The following is a 15,598-nucleotide window of genomic DNA, read 5'->3' as shown; positions in this document are numbered from 1 at the left end:
ATGACCGATACCCTGCCCCACCTTTCCCTGGCCGAAACCCGCGTCCTCGGCACGCTGGTCGAAAAGCAGCGCACCGTGCCCGACACCTACCCGCTGTCGCTCAATGCGCTGGCCGCCGGCTGCAACCAGAAGACCAGCCGCCAGCCGGTGCTCGATCTGAGCGAAGCGGAAATCCTGGCGGCCCTCGACGGCCTCAAGGACGCCGGGCTGGCGGTCGAAGTCAGCGGCAGCCGCGTCGTCCGTTTCGAGCATCGGCTGGAGAAAGTGCTCGGCGTGCCGACCCAGGCTTCGGCGCTGCTTACCGTGTTGATGCTGCGCGGCCCGCAGACCGCCGGCGAACTGCGCCTGAACTGCGAGCGCCTGCACCGCTTCGCCGACATCTCGGCGGTCGAAGCCTTCCTCGAAGAACTCGCCGGCAAGGGGCTGGTCGTCGAACTGCCCCGCCTGCCCGGATCGCGTGAGAATCGCTGGAGCCACCTGCTGAGCGGCCAGCCGGCGGTGGAAATGCCGGCGACGACCGGCGGACGGGCCGGCAATCAGGAAATCGACGAACTGAAAAACCGCGTCAGCACGCTGGAAAGCGAGGTCGCCGAACTGCGCGCCCAACTCGCCGCGCTGCGCGCCGAACTCGGCGGCTGAGCCGGCCTAAAACATCCCTGCCGGCGGCCGGGCGAAGCCCCTGCTAATATTCGCCTTTCATCGAACGCCCGCCATGTTTCAGACTGCCAAATTTCTGCAGCACGCCATCGCCGGCGCCGCATTGCTCGCCTGGCTGCCCCTTGCCCTTGCCGCGCCACCGCTCTCCCAGGCCGAATTCAACGCCATCGTCGAAGAGGCCAAGGAGGTCTATCGGCAAGCGCACCGCCCCGACACCTTCCGCCATCCCCCGGTTCCCCAGTGGCGCAATCTGGACCGGGAAAAGCTCGCCCGCCTGCTGGAGATGCCGGAATTTTTCGCCCTCCGTGGCTCGGCCAAGGAGCCCCTGATCGACCAGGCCGGCGCCTGGGAAATGATGCCCTTCGACAGTCCGGCAGCGGCCCTGGCGCAATGGGAAAAATGGTTGGACTATCAGGGACAGCCAGTGCCGCCGGGCAGCCGCGACGCAACCAGGCCCCACGCCTATTACGCCGATCACCGCTGGGCCCCCGAGGCCAGCGCCAACGTGGCGCTGATGAACTGCTACCCGACACCGGTCTGGTACGTGCGCCACGAAGAACCCATGCTGTGGACCCTGAAAAACGGCGGCCAATGGGATGAGCCCAACGCCTTCGATTTTCGCCAGTGCATCCTGCAGCAGGGCGACCAGGGCAGCCCGGCCTGGAGCAAAGGCGAGGCAACGCCGCGCGGCAAGTCCTCGGCGGCCATCCTCGAAGGCGTCTTCAGCCGCTACCTGCTGGCCCACGGCTGCCAGGGCGAGGGGCCGAACCGCTGCCTGCCGATGCTGCACGCGCTGCGTACCCTCAATCCGCAGCACCCCAGCCTGGTGCCCATCCTCCAGCGCATCGAACCCGACTTTGCGCTCGACCGGGAAATCGTCTTCCCCGAAGCCGCCCGCCAGCGGCAGAAGAACAACTCGGTCGCCGATTTCGAGCAGGCGCGCGACATTGCGCGCCAGGTGCTGCCGCGCTTCTTCTTCCTGAGCGCCAAGATTCCGTCGCTGCTTGAGCAGCCCGAGGCCTGGCCGCCAGGCGAGATCGATCGCACGGTCGGCCAGGTGGTGGATCTGAGTCTGGCGCTCGGCGTCGCCCGTTGGCTGCAGAACCCCTATACGCTCCCCGAACTGTCGCATTACGACGATCACTTTTTCGCCGACCCGTGGACGCCCCTCACCCCGCACGGCATCGCCTCGCCTGCCGTGACGCAGGCGCTGCAAAAATGGGGCCGCGTACATGCCCAGGCGCCCGGCTGCAGCCTGGCAGAAACCGGCGCGCCGCACATTCCGACGACCTTCTGGATCGCCTATGCCGAGGACAAGCTGGAGAGAGAACAGACCACTTGCGGCGCCCTGCGCGAGTACCTTGGCGGCGCCGCTAAACGCTACGGCGAGGCCGTGACGCAGAACGACGCCAGTCTGCTGGCGCCGATCGCCGGTCTGCGGCGTTTCCTCAACAGCGGCGGCGCCGCCCAGCAGGAAGTGCAGGAACTGCTCTCCGCCGGCTGTCCCAAAGACTTTAAACTCGGCCAGACTGACCCCTGGCAGGTCTGTACCGTCGTCGCCAAGGCGCGCGCCGAGGCCGAGGCGCTGCGCAAGGCCCAGGAACCCCCGCCGCCACCGCCCCCGCCACCGGCCTGCGCCGAGAACCTGCCGGCACGGCTGGCGCAGCGCCTGGGCTACCCCGGCGAACCCGGGCGTCAGGCCTGCAAGCCCATGCCCGACGCGCCCGGGCGCAACATCCTCGCCCTTTCCCGCCTAAGCGACCCCCTGCCGGGCGGAAACAGCGACAACGACGATGGCAGTTACGACGTCGACCTGCTGCTGGTAGACGCCGCCAGCGAACGGATACAGCGCCACCTCAAGCTGGAAAAGGCCTACGAATCGGATGCCGTCCGTTTCGAGGGCATCACCATCGACACCGCCCGCTACCGGCTCGCCCCCGGCGTCCGGGCCTTCGGCCTGCGGGCCGGGCATTCGCTGCATTCCCGCATGGCCGCCTACAGCGAAACCCATCTCAGCCTGTTTGTCGAGACCGGCAGCCGCCTGCGCCGGGTGCTGCACGATCTGGTCGTTTACCGACACAGCGGGGAAGTCGGCGGCGACCAGTGTTTCTCCGGTACCTTCACCGAAATCAAGCGCAGCGTCGCCATCGCGCCAACCCGCAGCCACGGCTTCGCCGATCTCCTGGTCACCACCACGACGACCGAGATCGAACGCTACCCGGCGGGCGACGACTGCGCGGAAACATCACATCCGGTCGAAACCAGGACGCTGCTGCGCTACGACGGAAAAACCTACCGGATTGCCGACGAACTGCGCTGAATCAGCACGCCGGCTCGGGCTGGCCGGCGACGGCAAGTCCGAATGAACTACCCGCCGGCAACGGCCAGCGGGTGGTTGCGGACGTAATCGACGCAGCTCGCCACCAGAGGCTCCCAACGCCCGTACAGCCGGGGATCGAGCTCGCGACAGATGTCATCGAGGTGCGGATTGGCATTCAGGTAGGCGGCAAGCATTCTTTCCTTGCCACCGAGATGACAATTGAAAAGGGAGCGGACGCCGGGTGGCGGGTTCAGCTCCCGGTCAAAATCCGCAACGCTGCGACAAGCATCGAGCGCCGGCAGGATCCGCGCCAGCAGGTTCTCACCCAGATGCTGCAGCACCGTTTCGATCTCCGCCGGGCGATACACCTGGTAATGCTTGTTGAGTTTGCTGAAGAAAGGCGCTTCGCCCTCGATCCAGTCACTGGCGTGCATGATCAGCGTGGGCGAGTGGCTGAAATCCTCCAGCGCCCGTCCGGGGTAACAGATTCCGCTCACCAGATCGCCAATCGCGTGCAACCTCGCCGTGACGGTCACGGTGACTTCCGCACACAACGGCCAGCGGTCGGCGGGCGACCAGATGTACAGTTCATGCCAGCCTTCGGCAAAGCTGCGCCGGAAAGTCAGACTGCTCTTCCTGCCCTTGAAGCCGCGCGCCACCAGCAGCGGCTTCAGAAACTCGAAAATCCTCGCCGACACCTCGCGCGCCCTCGGTACCTCGTCCGCAGCATCGTCAGGGGTCAGCGGCGCCCGGCCCGGCAGGCACAAAACCGCTCCGCCCGGCAGATGAACCTCGCCCGCCTGCTCGTCCAGCACGCCCAGACCCAGCGCACCGGCCTTCTGCATCAGGAAGGGCCGCGCTGCGTCGAGCATGCCGACATTCAGCCCCAGGTTCCACACCGCCGCTTCGGTTTTGCCGTCAATCGGCCAGTCGCTCCAGGCGATCTCCGCGAGATCAGGCTCGCCCTCGCCGGGCAACATGTCCGGCGTCGGAAAACGCTGCGTCAGTTGCCGGGCCAGTTGCACGAATTTCGGATTGCCGCCCGGCGCCGGCCCCGCTTCCAGTTCGCCGAGCAACCGGCTGGCCGCATCGACACTTTCCGGCAAGGCAGGACCGCTCGCGGCGTCCCAGATATTCACGACATAGCTCATGCACTGGCTCCTGGTCAAAACGACGGCCGACAGTGCAAGGCGCTGCCGGCCGAGGATTACATTGACATGCATTCTACCGGACCCCGCTCCGGTCACCGGTAGCGCCGGATTTCAGGCTCGCAGGTCGAGCTTCAGGAAATGATCGAGGATCATGAAATGGTCCTCGAACAACTCGCCTTCCAGCGCCGCCAGTTCGCCGATCGGCACCCATTTTGCCGCCGCCGCGTCGTCGGCGCCGGCGACTTCCGGTAGCCGGCTGTCGCCGAGGTCGAACCAGTGGGCGTGGGTGATGGTGCGGCCGCGCTGGCTGCGGTCGGGGTGGTCGAAGACGGCGGTGCCGCGCAGCAGTCCTTCCAGCGTCGCCGGCAGCAGCGCGAAGCCGGTTTCTTCCTGCAGCTCGCGCATCGCCCCCTGCAAGACCCGCTCGCGCGGTTCCAGGAAGCCGCCGGGCAGCGCCCACTGGCCCTTGCCGGGCGCCTGGCCGCGTTCGATCAGCAGCACATGGCCAGCGGCGGTAACCACCGCGTCGACGGTGATGAACGGCCCGGTGCCCCAGGTTTTCTTGCCCGCTTCGACGCGCGCATGTTCCTCGCGCAGGCCGGCGACGAACGGCAGGTTCAGCCAGCCCAGCAGGTAATGGACGACGGCGGCCGGCGCCTGGCCGGCGAGCAGCGCCTGCGTCGCGGCGCGGTCCTCGCCTTCGAACAGGATGCGGCGCAGGCTGGTGGCGTTGATCTCGCCGTAGGCCGGCGCTGGCAGCAGCGTCCAGCCGGGGAAGCCGTGCAGGTATTCGCTGGTGGCATCCTTCTGGTGGCCGATCAGCGCGATGCGCGCCCCCGGCGCCGCCTGCGCCTGCACTGCGGCCTGCGCCGCCGCGCGCCAGCGGCGCTCGTCGTAGTAGTCGCGCAGCGGCAGGAAGCTGACGCGCGCTTTCGTCGCCTCGTCCAGCGTCAGCGCGATCATGCTCGCCCGTTCTTCCCAGGAAAACGGGTTCTTGGCGCTGCGCGCGGCGTGCGCCGAACCGAGCAGGACGATGACCCGGTCAGCGCAGCCCAGCGCCTGCGCCAGCAGCGCCGCGTGGCCGTTGTGGAAAGGCTGGAAGCGGCCGATGACGACGGCGATGTCGAATTTCTCTTGGCTGTTCATGCGCGTTTCCTCAATCGTATTTGGCGGCAATCGGCATCTGCCGGCCGCTGCCGAAGGCACGGCCGCGCAGGCGGAGGATGGGCGGGGCCTGGCGGCGCTTGTACTCGTTGCGGGCGATCAGGCGGCGAACGCGGGCGATCAGCGCCGGGCCGTCGGGGCCGGCGGCGAGCGTGGCGTAGTCGGCCTGCACGGCGGCGCGTTCGGCCGCGCCCAGGCGCTCGCCTTCGATCAGCACCTTGAGGATGGTGTCGAGCACCGGGTAAGGCGGCAGGCTGTCGCTGTCGCGCTGGTCGGGCGCCAGTTCGGCCGACGGTTCCTTGTCGATGATCGCCAGCGGGATCAGCTCGCGACCGGCGGCGGCGTTGAGGTGGCGGCACAGCTCGAAGACCTCGGTCTTGTAGAGGTCGCCGATCAGGCCGAGGCCGCCGTTGGTGTCGCCGTAGAGCGTGCAGTAGCCGACCGAAATCTCGCTCTTGTTGCCGGTGGTCAGCAGCAGGTGGCCGTAGCGGTTGGAATAGGCCATGAGCACGGTGCCGCGCACGCGCGCCTGCAGGTTTTCCAGCGCCAGGCCGTGCAGCGGCTCGCCGAAGGCGGCGGCGAAATCAGCCTCGTACTGGCCGACCAGCGCCTTGATCGGGTGCGTGTACAACTCGATGCCGAGGTTGGCGCACAGCGTCACCGAGTCATCGACGCTGCCGCTGCTGGAAAAGCGCGAGGGCAGCGTCACCGCGACGACGTTCTCCGGCCCCAGCGCCTCGGCGGCGAGCGCCAGGGTCAGCGCCGAGTCGATGCCGCCGGAGGAGCCGACCACCACCTGCTTGAAGCCGCAACGGCGGGCGTAGTCGCGCAGGCCGAGGACGATCTGCCGGCGGTAGAACTCCATTACCGGCAGCCCGGCCGCCGCCACCGGCGCCAGCGGCGCGCCGTCGCCGGCGCGGAAGGCGGCGCCGTCCCATTGCAGCGTGACTTGCGCCTCGACGAAACGCGGCGCCTCGAAGACCACGCCCTCCTCCGGCGTCACCGCGAAGGAGGCGCCGTCGTAGACCAGTTGGTCGTGACCGCCGATCTGGTTCACATAGACCAGCGGCAGCTTGTGGCGGCGGCTGGCGGCGGCGAACAGCGCGTGCCGCTGCTCGCGCTTGCCGATGTTGGACGGGCTGGCGTTGATCGAGACGACCAGGTCGGGCGCCGCGTCGGCGAGGCGACGGAAGGGATTGACCGCGTAATCGGCGCCGTCGTCGTTCCAGCCGTCCTCGCAGATCAGGAAGCCGACCTGGGCGCCGCCGACGCGCAGCACGCGGGCCACGTCCGGCCCCGGCGCGAAGTGGCGCGATTCGTCGAAGACGTTGTAGGTCGGCAGCAACTGCTTGGCGTAGCTCAACACCACCTCGCCGTCGCGCAGCACCAGCAGGCTGTTGTGCAGGCGCTTGCCCGGCCCCTCGCGCCGTGTCGGCGCGCCGACCACCCAGCACAGGCCGGGCGTGGCGCGGCTGGCGGCGGCAAGTTCGGCGAGGCCGGCGTTGACGCGGGCGAGGAAATCCGCTTCATCGAGCAGGTCGCCCGGCCAGTAGCCGGTCAGCGACAGCTCCGGAAAAATCACCATGCTGGCGCCGTCGACCGCAGCATTTTGCGCGGCGGCGCTCATCAGCGCGACATTGCCAGCGATGTCGCCGACGGTCGGGTTGATCTGGGCCAGCGACAGACGCAGCGCGCTCATGATGCACCGTCCTTGCGTCCGAACACCTGGCGCAGGTAGGCGAGGAAGGTCTGGTCGTCGCACAGCGTCTTGCCCGGCGAATCGGAAAGCTTGGCCACCGGCTGGCCGTTGCAGGCGACGATCTTCATGACCACGTTGAGCGCTGCAAAGGGCGTGTCGTTGGACAGGTTGGTACCGATCCCGTAGGAGGTCATGACGCGGCCGCGATAGCGCCGGAACAGTTCGACGGCGCGCGGTAAATCAAGGCCGTCGGAGAAGACCAGGCGCTTGCTGCGCGGGTCGATATGCAGCTTGCGGTAGTGCGCCAGCGCCTTTTCCGCCCACTCGACCGGGTCGCCGGAATCGTGGCGGAGGCCGTCGAAGAGCTTGGCGAAGTAGAGGTCGAAGTCGCCCAAAAAGGCGTCCATGCCGACCACGTCGGTCAGCGCAACGCCGAGGTCGCCGCGGAATTCCTGCACCCAGCCTTCGAGCGCCGCCTTCTGGAAATCGCGCAGGCGGAAGCCGAAGGACTGGTAGGCCTGCAGGTATTCGTGCGCCATGGTGCCGATCGGGGTCAGGCCCATTTCCTTGGCAAAGAGCACGTTCGAGGTGCCGCGGAAATTGACCGGCAGCTCGGCCGCCAGCGTGCGCACCACTTCCTCGTGCCAGGCGCCGGAATAGCGGCGGCGCAGGCCGAAATCGAAGAAGACGAAAGGCTCGTCGGCCGAGCACAGCTCGTCGCTCAGGCCGCGGATGAAGTCGATCTTCTCGCGCAGGCGCTGGCGCGCCACCGTCAGCAGGTTTTCATCCACCGGCAGGCGGCGGAAGTACAGCTCGTTGACGATGTAGAGCACGAAAATCTCGAAGGCCATCACATGCACCAGCGGCCCGCGCGCAACGATCTCCAGCTTGTCGCCATTGACGCGGGTTTCGATGAAACGGCGCTGGAAGCGGAAGACGGTGAGGAAATCGACGAAATCGCTCTTGATGAAACGCAGGCTGCGCAGATAGGCCAGCTCGTCGTCGGCGAAGGTCAGCGAACAGAGCCGGTCCAGTTCCGCATCCACCGCCGGCTTCAACTCGGCCAGCGGGAACAGCGGCGTGTTGCGGCAGACGAAGGCGTACTCGGCCTGGGCGCCGGGATGACTGTGCAGCAGCGCCTGCCACATGGTGAACTTGTAGAGGTCGTTCTCCAGCAAGCTGCGGACAACGGGTTGCTCGGCCATGGTGCTCATCTTCCTTCTCCTTGTTCCTGCCGTTGCCGGCGGCCGCAGGCGCGGCTTTCAGCAAAATCCTGCGGTCAACGCCGAAAACGGCACAAAAATCTTCAGCAGTTCGCCAACAACGCCGGCAACACCGCCTGCGCCGTACTCAGGCGCAAGCCTCGCTGCCGCATGTCGTCAAGAAACTCGGCGTACTGCGCCTCGAACCCGCCCACCGCGCTCATGCAATCGGTGAGCAACACCAGCCGCTCCAGTTCGCCGGCCGGCCAGTTCTCGACCACGTGCTCGACGGTGGCCCGCACGCAGTGACTGCCCGCCTCGCCGGTGAACAACACCACATCGGCCGTCGCCAGGCTGGCCAGGAAACCGGCGTTCAACTGGGTGTCGGCATCGTCGGCATCCGGCACCTCGGCCTGGATGGCGCTGAAGTGCTCGGTCCACGGATTGCTGCCCTTGAACACCTTGGTGACCACGGCGGCGTTCGCCTCTTCCCAGGCGTTGTAGGCGGCGCGCACGGCGGCATGGACGCTGTGGCCCCAGGTGCCGATCTCGCAGTGCACCGGCCAGACCATGTGCACATACCGCCCGGCCGCCTCCAGCGCCTCCAGATAAGCCAGCACGCGCGGCAGCGCCTCGGCCCGGCGCGGCAGGAAACGCCCGTCACGCACATCGGCCGCGCGAATCTGCGTAAACGCCCCGACCACACTGCCATCGCCCTGCCGCCAGAAGGTCGGATGCGCAATATCGACGCGCTGGTGGGCATCGAGCGTCAGCGAAATGTCGCTCAAACCGGCACCGCCGGCCCGGATCAATTCCGCCACCCGCCACAAATCCGCATCAGCCCCCGCCACCGGCAAAGCCGGCGCCTGCTGCACGCCGCCGATGACCGGACAATCCGCCGCCGGCAGATCGCAGAAATCGTTCTGCGGATCAATGATGACCAGATGAATACGCTGCTTCGCCATGATCGTTCTCCTTGGGTACAAGCGCTGAAACCTGCGCTTGAGTACACTGTAGAACACTTAGTTTAAGTTTGCAACTAATTGTACCAAGATTTCCGAATTTGCGAAGAGCGAAGTTGGTTAGGAGCAGATGCAGGGGCTAATATGCTCATGAAATTGCATGGGGCGGATTCCTCGCTTCCAGAACCAACAACCGGCTTGCAGATAGCCAATCTTTCACAGGAACAGACCATGAATGCCAGTGACATCTTTTCCGCCTTAAGCGTTGCAGTCGCTGGTTTAGCAGCTTTGTTAGCAGCTTATTACTCCAGAAAAGCTTTGGACTTCTCTTCTCGTGCGGAACAATCCGCAAATGCCGCGAACGACCACGCTCACCACGCCAATATATTGAGCGCCAATTCATGGCTTGATCAATACATGACCAACGTGCGCGCTTGGGCCGATGAAGCTTGCGATGCCATTTCAGCCGCAATCCACACATCGAAAGCCGAACCTTCAAAACAGGAAGAACTATTATTAGCGTCGCTTCAAAGAGTATCTGGACTTGTCGACCGGGGTAGATGGTTCTTTCCAAACCTGTGGAGCGATGAGCACGGTCAACACAAAGAGCCAGCATATCGCGGAATTCGACAACCTATCCTTGACTGCCTTGTTGACGCATACCGCGTCATTGAAACACTACGAACCTCGAAAGATAGCGCTCATATAAATGAACTGAAACATCATCAGAGAATGTTCGTTAGCGAAGTCCAGCAGGTTTTGAATCCGCGAAGAAGAGAATTGGAGGTTGAACGAATCAAGGAACAATTTGCCATTTCTGAAAAATTGCGGAATTCCATCAATTAATGAGCCAACAACGAAAATAGGGGACAGACCACGGTTTAAACCTGTTTCAAAAAAGCGAAAATCTAGCCCCCCCTAATTTTTCATGCCGTTGCTTTTAAGATGAATCGCCTTTTTCAGCAAATTAAAGGGTCAGAGACATTTTGATTCCCAATTCACTCCGCCCCTTTTTATTCGTCAACCGAACCGCCCAAAGCTGCGCTTTGTATCGTCGGCTGAATTTCAATGTTATGTGTCTCAAGTAGCGAGGTAATCGCCAATTGAAGTCTGTTCTACTACCCCTTCATCTTGCCTTCGTTGGTATCTGGCTCGGGTGCGTCATCACCGAAGCGCTCTTTGAGCGAGCTCTTCTCGGCAAGGGGCGCGCCCAGGAACTCATTCTTGTCGCGCTCCACAAACGCGTAGACCTCGTTGTCGAAATACCGGCGTTCATTGTGGTTCTCGTTACCGGGGCAGCAATGCTCTCCTCGGTTAATCCCAACCCATTGCTCACTACCAAGATCGCGTTTGGCCTTCTTGCAATCGCAACAAATATTTACTGCGTCTGGCTTGTCTTTCGCCGCGCACAGGCCGCTCAGTCAGATCAACAAGCCGAGTTCACACGGCTCGATCATCTGCAGCACAAATTCGGCGCGGTTGTATTGCTTGCGATTGTGACCGCACTTGCCATCGGGATTTATCTCTATGCCAACGCGCTAGGCTAAAGGGATCAGCTTCGTAAACATTAAACAAGGGACAGACCACGGTTTTTCAGCGGCAAAGCCGTACATTCCGGTTATCTCAAAACCTCTGAAAAAAAATGAAAAAACTGATCATCGCAATCCTCGCCATTTCGCTGTACGTAGCCATCTCAGAGCTTTCAGCAAAACGGAAAGCCGAATCCCTTTGCAATTCATTCAGCATCGGCGACAAGGCCGATAATTTATTGGAAATTGCAATCAATGCCGGTGCCAGAAAAAGTGGTATCTATCTGGAAAAAAATGGCTCGTCCCAGACTATCTACGCCGCATTCACGGGGTATTACCCAGGATCCGACTTTATTTGCGGAATTAAAACCAAGAACAGCATAGTCATTGCCAAAAACCCCAACCTCATGACTTCGTTGCTTCAGTAATGCCGATCGACAATTCCGGTAATTTGAAGTGGCCTGCCGCATATTGGGCCACGACGCCTTCTTGTGCTCATCTTCAAACCGGGTCTTGATATTCCATTCGAATAACGGCACGATGCCGGGCTTGATGTCACTTCCTACAATCTCGCCTGGCCAATATCCACTCACCATGAACGAACCAACATTCTTGTTTGACAACGAAGATCCCGAAATGCAGGAAGCGTATCGTGCCGCTCAAGCATCGTTCCGCTACTTCTGGCGTGAGCTTTCTTGGGAGAGGCGGCGCATCGTCCCCGCCCTGAACATGACTCTGGTCAAGCTGCCTTTTACCGACGGGCCGCAAGCAGACGGCAATTCCGAATTCGAGCAGATGTGGATCGGCGACATCGACTTCGACGGCGACTCCGTGAGCGGCACGCTCTTGAACTCGCCGAACTACCTGACATCGGTGCAGGAGGGTTGCGTTGTTTCAGCTCCCTTCGGGCACCTCACAGATTGGATGATGACGGCTGACGGCCGCGCCTACGGCGGGTTCACCGTCAATCTGATGCGCTCGAAGATGAACCGCAGGGAGCGCAATGAACATGACCAAGCGTGGGGACTCGATTTTGGTGACCCGACCGACGTTCAGATTGAGATCAAGGAGAAGTCCAAGCCCAAAGCCGGTTTGATCGCCGGCCTTTTTGGCAAAGACACAGGACCGCAGTCAGTGCCTGAGGGTTTTAAAGATCATCCGATGTGCGCAAACATGATTCCTGAGATCGAAGCGCTATTGCAGGCCGACCCGAGCATTGCCCGCACTGTTGATGAAGATGGCTGGACTCTGCTCCATCAGGAAGCGCTTTCAGGCAACCTCGGCGTGGTGAAGCTGCTTGTATCGTTTGGCGCAGACTGCACCGCCCGAACGCCAAGTGGCTACACTGCCGCGGAACTTGCCCGGAAGATCGGCTGGTCGGAGATCGCCGACCACATCAATGCACACGCGGCGATCTAGCAGGACGCCCCCCTCTCCCGCCAAGGCCAACAAGGCAATCCCCATGGACATCCCCCGCATTTTCAACATCACCGAAAGCGCCCATCGCATCCACAACCCGATCACCCCGGACAAGCTCGCCACGCTCGGCGCGGCCTTGCGGCTGGAGGCCGGGGCGCGGGTGCTCGATCTGGGCAGTGGTTCGGGCGAAATGCTGTGCACCTGGGCGCGCGATCATGGTGTCGTTGGCACCGGCGTCGATCTGAGCCAGTTGTTCTCGGAGCAGGCTCAGCGCCGGGCGCTGGAACTCGGCGTTGCCGACCGCGTCCGCTTCATCCACGACGACGCAGCCGGCTTTGTCGCCGAGGCGCCGGTTGATGTGGCTGCCTGTGTCGGCGCCACCTGGATCGGCGGCGGCGTCACCGGCACGCTGGAGTTGCTGGCGCGCAGCCTGCGACCGGGCGGCCTTTTCCTGATCGGCGAGCCCTACTGGCGGCAGTTGCCGCCGACGGAAGCGGTGGCGCAGGGTTGCCTGGCCCGTTCGCTGGCCGACTTCCTCACCCTGCCGCAACTGCTCGCCTCCTTCGGCGAACTGGGTTACGACGTGGTCGAAATGGTGCTGGCCGATCAGGATGGCTGGGATCGCTACGAGGCGGCCAAGTGGCTGACCATGCGCCGCTGGCTGGCGGCCAACCCCGACGACGAACTGGCCGGCGAGGTGCGCGCCCAGCTGACCAGCGAACCGGTGCGCTACGCCACCTACACCCGCGAATACCTGGGCTGGGGCGTGTTTGCGCTGATGCAGCGCTGAGCGGGATCAATTGACCATGAAATTCGGATACACCATCGTCTACGTGCAGGACGTCAAGGCATCGCTGGCCTTTTTCGAGCGGGCGTTCGGGCTGAAGACGAGCTTTCTGGACGAGGCGGCGGGTTACGGCGAGCTGGACACCGGCGCGACCGCGCTGGCCTTTGCCTCGCACGCGCTGATGGCCGATTTGCTGCCCGGCGGCTACCTTGCCGGCCAGGAAAGCGCGCGGCCGCTGGGCGTCGAGATCGGCCTCTTCGTCGATGACGTGGCGGCCGTGCACCGACAAGCCCTGGCCTGCGGCGCGGTCGAGCTGGCGGCGCCGAAGCGGACGCCCTGGGGGCAACTGGTTGCCTTCGTCCGCTGCCCGGACGGCACGCTCGTCGAAATCTGCACGCCCACCCAGCGCTGAGCTTTTGCCACCGTGAAATGCCTCGTCGTCATCGCCCATCCCGTCACCGACAGCCTCTGCCACGCGCTGGCGCAGTCCGCCATCCAGGCGCTGAGCGCAGCCGGCCACACGGTCGAGGTTGAAGACCTCTACGCAGCGGAATTCCCGCCCGCGCTGACGACCGCCGAGCGACAGAGCTATTACGCGCCGTCCTTTGACGCCACGGCCACGCAGGCGCAGATCGCGCGGCTGCTGGCGGCCGACACGCTGGTGCTGGTCTTCCCCACCTGGTGGTTCGGCTTTCCCGCCATCCTGAAGGGCTGGTTCGACCGCGTCTGGGCGCCCGGCGTAGCCTACGACCACGCCAGCGACCTCGGCCCGATCCGCCCCCGGTTGCACCAGTTGCGCCACGCGCTGGCGATCACCTCGCTCGGCTCGCCCTGGTGGGTGGACCGCCTGCTGCTGCGCCAGCCGGTCAAACGGGTGCTGAAAACCGCCCTCCTCGGCACCTGCGCGCCAGCCTGCCGCTTTGAAATGCTGTCGCTGTACCAGGGCGAGAAGCTTTCCGCCGGGCAGGTTGAGGCTTTCCGCGCGCGCATCCGGCGGGCGCTGGGCAGGTGGGGTTAGCGGCGTTCGCTACGCTTTCCCAAGCCGCGTATCCGCTGCCACACCAAGGCTTTCGGCTGATTCATCGCCATCGCCGTGCGGAAACCTCAGGGTCAGAGACATCTGAATGCCCAATTCACTGCGACCCTTTTATTGCTCAATTAACCTTCAGACCAACGTTAAATTCACGCAGCTGCCTTGACCGCCTCCGGGTTCTGCGCGGCGATGCGTAGCAGGGTTTTTGCCGCGCCGGAGGGTTGCCGCCGGCCCTGTTCCCAATCCTGCAAAGTGCGCACGGAAACCCCAAGTAGCTTGGCAAATTCACTTTGCGACATATTCACCCGGTTGCGCGCCTCGGTCGCGGCCGAGACCTCAACCGTGCTTACCCTGGCAGCCTTGCCGCTTTTCATCTGCCGTACCGACTCCAGCAGATCGTTCTGAAACTGTTCCATGTCCTTATCCATGTTCCACCTCGACTTTCAATTTGGCCAGAAACTCGGCCGGCAGCTTATCGAACTTGGCTTTCGCGTAAACGATCAGCAGCCAGATGCGCCCATCCTGCACATTGAAATAAATGACTCGCGCACCGCCGCGCTTGCCCATCCCTGCCCGGCTCCATCTCACCTTACGGCAGCCGCCCGAGCCGGGAATCACGTCACCCGCCAGCGGGTTGGCGGCGATCCACTCGATGAATTCGAGACGCTCGCTTTCCGACCAGATGGCTGCAGCGTAACGCTGGAAAATCTCGGTTTCGGCAACGGTGTGCATGGGTGAATCATACGGCAATGCCGTATTTTTTCAAGACCGACGGCCAATAGGCAGAGCGTGAGTTTGGAAGCGGCTGCAGGCATAGTGTTTCCCATTATTTGCAAAAACACGTTTTATCAATAACGGGAAACACCTTTCATTTTCTGGCAGATGCAGGAATGGCTGTTTTCCTTCTAGCACAAGCGCAGCGCACGCCTTGGCACACCCTTTCGCGTTAACATGCGTTTTCTCTTTCCATCCCCTGCCCCCATGAACGACATCATCTGCACCGTCGACGTCGTCCTGATGACGCTGAAAGACAGCCGCCTGCACGTGGCGCTGTTGAAGCGCGACCATGCGCCGTTTGCCGGCTTGCCGGCGCTGCCCGGCGGCTACATCCGGGCGGCCGAGGATGACGATACGCAAGCGGCGGCGGCGCGCATGTTGCGGGAGAAGACGGGCATCGACAGCCCTTATCTGGAACAGTTGGCGACCTTTTCCGGGCGGACGCGCGACCCGCGTGGCTGGTCGCTGTCGGTGGCCTATTACGCGCTGGTGCCGCACGAGCTGATCGAGCGCGCGGCTCATCCGGAGGTGACGCTGCTGCCGGTCGACAAGGTCGGCGAACTGCCTTTCGACCACGCGCGCATTGTCGCGGCGGCGGTGCAGCGGGTGCGCAACAAGAGCAGCTATTCGTCGCTGCCGGTCTACCTGTGCGGCGACAGTTTCACGCTGCCGCAGTTGCAGGCGGTCTATGAGGCCATCCTCGGCGAGCCGATCAACAAGGTCAGCTTCCGCCGCAAGATGGAGGAGCTGGACATGGTCGAGCCGCTGGCCGGCGCGATGGAAACCGGCAAGGCGCACCGCCCGGCGCAGTTGTACCGGCTGCGCGAGTGCTACGCCCGCAACCTGTCGCTGACCGACCGGGCGCTGAACGCCAAGGGCTGAAATCCGGTCCGGCGGT

17 protein-coding genes are annotated in these 15,598 nt (G+C 63.6%); 10 read left to right on the top strand and 7 right to left on the bottom strand.

What is annotated here, in order from left to right; translation table 11 throughout:
- Both AC0KWY_RS21385 and AC0KWY_RS21380 read left to right on the top strand, forming a co-directional pair.
- On the top strand, nt 1-639 hold the full coding sequence (locus AC0KWY_RS21385) for a YceH family protein (protein ID WP_474027514.1): 639 nt from the start codon (nt 1-3) through the stop codon (nt 637-639).
- 73 nt (nt 640-712) lie between these two features.
- Nucleotides 713-2,977 (top strand): PA3715 family protein, encoded by a 2,265-nt coding sequence (locus AC0KWY_RS21380; protein WP_474027513.1) that lies wholly within the window; start codon nt 713-715, stop codon nt 2,975-2,977.
- 47 nt (nt 2,978-3,024) lie between these two features.
- On the opposite strand, the gene AC0KWY_RS21375 is transcribed toward AC0KWY_RS21380, so the two are convergent.
- From AC0KWY_RS21375 to AC0KWY_RS21355, 5 genes are all read right to left on the bottom strand, one after another.
- On the bottom strand, nt 3,025-4,224 hold the full coding sequence (locus AC0KWY_RS21375) for a hypothetical protein (protein WP_474027512.1): 1,200 nt from the start codon (nt 4,222-4,224) through the stop codon (nt 3,025-3,027).
- 15 nt (nt 4,225-4,239) lie between these two features.
- Complete coding sequence (locus tag AC0KWY_RS21370) at nt 4,240-5,274, bottom strand: bifunctional nicotinamide-nucleotide adenylyltransferase/Nudix hydroxylase (RefSeq protein WP_474027511.1); 1,035 nt, start codon at nt 5,272-5,274, stop codon at nt 4,240-4,242.
- A gap of 10 nt (nt 5,275-5,284) precedes the next feature.
- Nucleotides 5,285-6,991: an NAD+ synthase gene (locus AC0KWY_RS21365; protein ID WP_474027510.1), complete on the bottom strand. Its 1,707-nt coding sequence runs from the start codon at nt 6,989-6,991 to the stop codon at nt 5,285-5,287.
- Nucleotides 6,988-8,205, bottom strand: a complete 1,218-nt coding sequence (pncB, locus tag AC0KWY_RS21360) for a nicotinate phosphoribosyltransferase (protein WP_474027509.1) — start codon at nt 8,203-8,205, stop codon at nt 6,988-6,990. The genes AC0KWY_RS21365 and pncB overlap by 4 nt, the downstream gene beginning before the upstream one ends.
- Nucleotides 8,206-8,297: 92 nt before the next feature.
- Nucleotides 8,298-9,158, bottom strand: coding sequence for a cysteine hydrolase family protein (locus tag AC0KWY_RS21355; RefSeq protein WP_474027508.1), 861 nt, complete (start codon nt 9,156-9,158; stop codon nt 8,298-8,300).
- 228 nt (nt 9,159-9,386) lie between these two features.
- Here AC0KWY_RS21355 and AC0KWY_RS21350 point away from each other — a divergent pair, with 228 nt between their 5' ends.
- The 7 genes from AC0KWY_RS21350 (at nt 9,387) to AC0KWY_RS21320 (ending at nt 13,908) form a co-directional block, all read left to right on the top strand.
- Nucleotides 9,387-10,001 (top strand): hypothetical protein, encoded by a 615-nt coding sequence (locus AC0KWY_RS21350; protein ID WP_474027507.1) that lies wholly within the window; start codon nt 9,387-9,389, stop codon nt 9,999-10,001.
- 257 nt (nt 10,002-10,258) lie between these two features.
- The gene (locus AC0KWY_RS21345) at nt 10,259-10,702 is read left to right on the top strand and encodes a hypothetical protein (RefSeq protein WP_416691086.1); all 444 of its coding nucleotides are present in this window, start codon (nt 10,259-10,261) and stop codon (nt 10,700-10,702) included.
- 95 nt (nt 10,703-10,797) lie between these two features.
- Nucleotides 10,798-11,112, top strand: coding sequence for a hypothetical protein (locus AC0KWY_RS21340; protein ID WP_474027505.1), 315 nt, complete (start codon nt 10,798-10,800; stop codon nt 11,110-11,112).
- Nucleotides 11,113-11,296: 184 nt separating this feature from the next.
- A complete protein-coding gene (locus tag AC0KWY_RS21335) occupies nt 11,297-12,103 on the top strand; it encodes a DUF2314 domain-containing protein (protein WP_474027504.1) in 807 nt (268 codons plus the stop codon).
- A 43-nt stretch (nt 12,104-12,146) separates the two neighbouring features.
- Nucleotides 12,147-12,893, top strand: a complete 747-nt coding sequence (locus AC0KWY_RS21330; RefSeq protein ID WP_474027503.1) for an SAM-dependent methyltransferase — start codon at nt 12,147-12,149, stop codon at nt 12,891-12,893.
- Nucleotides 12,894-12,909: 16 nt separating this feature from the next.
- The gene (locus AC0KWY_RS21325) at nt 12,910-13,302 is read left to right on the top strand and encodes a VOC family protein (protein WP_474027502.1); all 393 of its coding nucleotides are present in this window, start codon (nt 12,910-12,912) and stop codon (nt 13,300-13,302) included.
- A gap of 12 nt (nt 13,303-13,314) precedes the next feature.
- On the top strand, nt 13,315-13,908 hold the full coding sequence (locus AC0KWY_RS21320) for an NAD(P)H-dependent oxidoreductase (protein ID WP_474027501.1): 594 nt from the start codon (nt 13,315-13,317) through the stop codon (nt 13,906-13,908).
- A 164-nt stretch (nt 13,909-14,072) separates the two neighbouring features.
- Here the strand turns inward: AC0KWY_RS21320 and AC0KWY_RS21315 are convergent, their stop codons facing one another.
- Nucleotides 14,073-14,351, bottom strand: coding sequence for a helix-turn-helix domain-containing protein (locus tag AC0KWY_RS21315; RefSeq protein WP_474027500.1), 279 nt, complete (start codon nt 14,349-14,351; stop codon nt 14,073-14,075).
- Nucleotides 14,344-14,655, bottom strand: coding sequence for a transcriptional regulator (locus AC0KWY_RS21310; RefSeq protein ID WP_474027499.1), 312 nt, complete (start codon nt 14,653-14,655; stop codon nt 14,344-14,346). The genes AC0KWY_RS21315 and AC0KWY_RS21310 overlap by 8 nt, the downstream gene beginning before the upstream one ends.
- Before the next feature lie 249 nt (nt 14,656-14,904).
- Between AC0KWY_RS21310 and AC0KWY_RS21305 the strand changes: the two genes are divergently transcribed.
- Nucleotides 14,905-15,582, top strand: coding sequence for an NUDIX hydrolase (locus tag AC0KWY_RS21305; RefSeq protein WP_474027498.1), 678 nt, complete (start codon nt 14,905-14,907; stop codon nt 15,580-15,582).
- Nucleotides 15,583-15,598 lie beyond the last annotated feature (16 nt).

The organism is Azonexus sp. MM2026_4 (assembly GCF_055901855.1).
This window is presented reverse-complemented; position numbering and strand designations above follow the sequence as displayed.

Bases quoted from the DNA above. Each gene is read 5' to 3' on its own strand.
- AC0KWY_RS21385 (WP_474027514.1), top strand. From the start codon at position 1: ATGACCGATACCCTGCCCCACCTTTCCCTGGCCGAAACCCGCGTCCTC.
- AC0KWY_RS21380 (WP_474027513.1), top strand. From the start codon at position 713: ATGTTTCAGACTGCCAAATTTCTGCAGCACGCCATCGCCGGCGCCGCA.
- AC0KWY_RS21370 (WP_474027511.1), bottom strand. From the start codon at position 5,274: ATGAACAGCCAAGAGAAATTCGACATCGCCGTCGTCATCGGCCGCTTC.
- AC0KWY_RS21365 (WP_474027510.1), bottom strand. From the start codon at position 6,991: ATGAGCGCGCTGCGTCTGTCGCTGGCCCAGATCAACCCGACCGTCGGC.
- pncB (WP_474027509.1), bottom strand. From the start codon at position 8,205: ATGAGCACCATGGCCGAGCAACCCGTTGTCCGCAGCTTGCTGGAGAAC.
- AC0KWY_RS21355 (WP_474027508.1), bottom strand. From the start codon at position 9,158: ATGGCGAAGCAGCGTATTCATCTGGTCATCATTGATCCGCAGAACGAT.
- AC0KWY_RS21350 (WP_474027507.1), top strand. From the start codon at position 9,387: ATGAATGCCAGTGACATCTTTTCCGCCTTAAGCGTTGCAGTCGCTGGT.
- AC0KWY_RS21340 (WP_474027505.1), top strand. From the start codon at position 10,798: ATGAAAAAACTGATCATCGCAATCCTCGCCATTTCGCTGTACGTAGCC.
- AC0KWY_RS21330 (WP_474027503.1), top strand. From the start codon at position 12,147: ATGGACATCCCCCGCATTTTCAACATCACCGAAAGCGCCCATCGCATC.
- AC0KWY_RS21325 (WP_474027502.1), top strand. From the start codon at position 12,910: ATGAAATTCGGATACACCATCGTCTACGTGCAGGACGTCAAGGCATCG.
- AC0KWY_RS21315 (WP_474027500.1), bottom strand. From the start codon at position 14,351: ATGGATAAGGACATGGAACAGTTTCAGAACGATCTGCTGGAGTCGGTA.
- AC0KWY_RS21310 (WP_474027499.1), bottom strand. From the start codon at position 14,655: ATGCACACCGTTGCCGAAACCGAGATTTTCCAGCGTTACGCTGCAGCC.
- AC0KWY_RS21305 (WP_474027498.1), top strand. From the start codon at position 14,905: ATGAACGACATCATCTGCACCGTCGACGTCGTCCTGATGACGCTGAAA.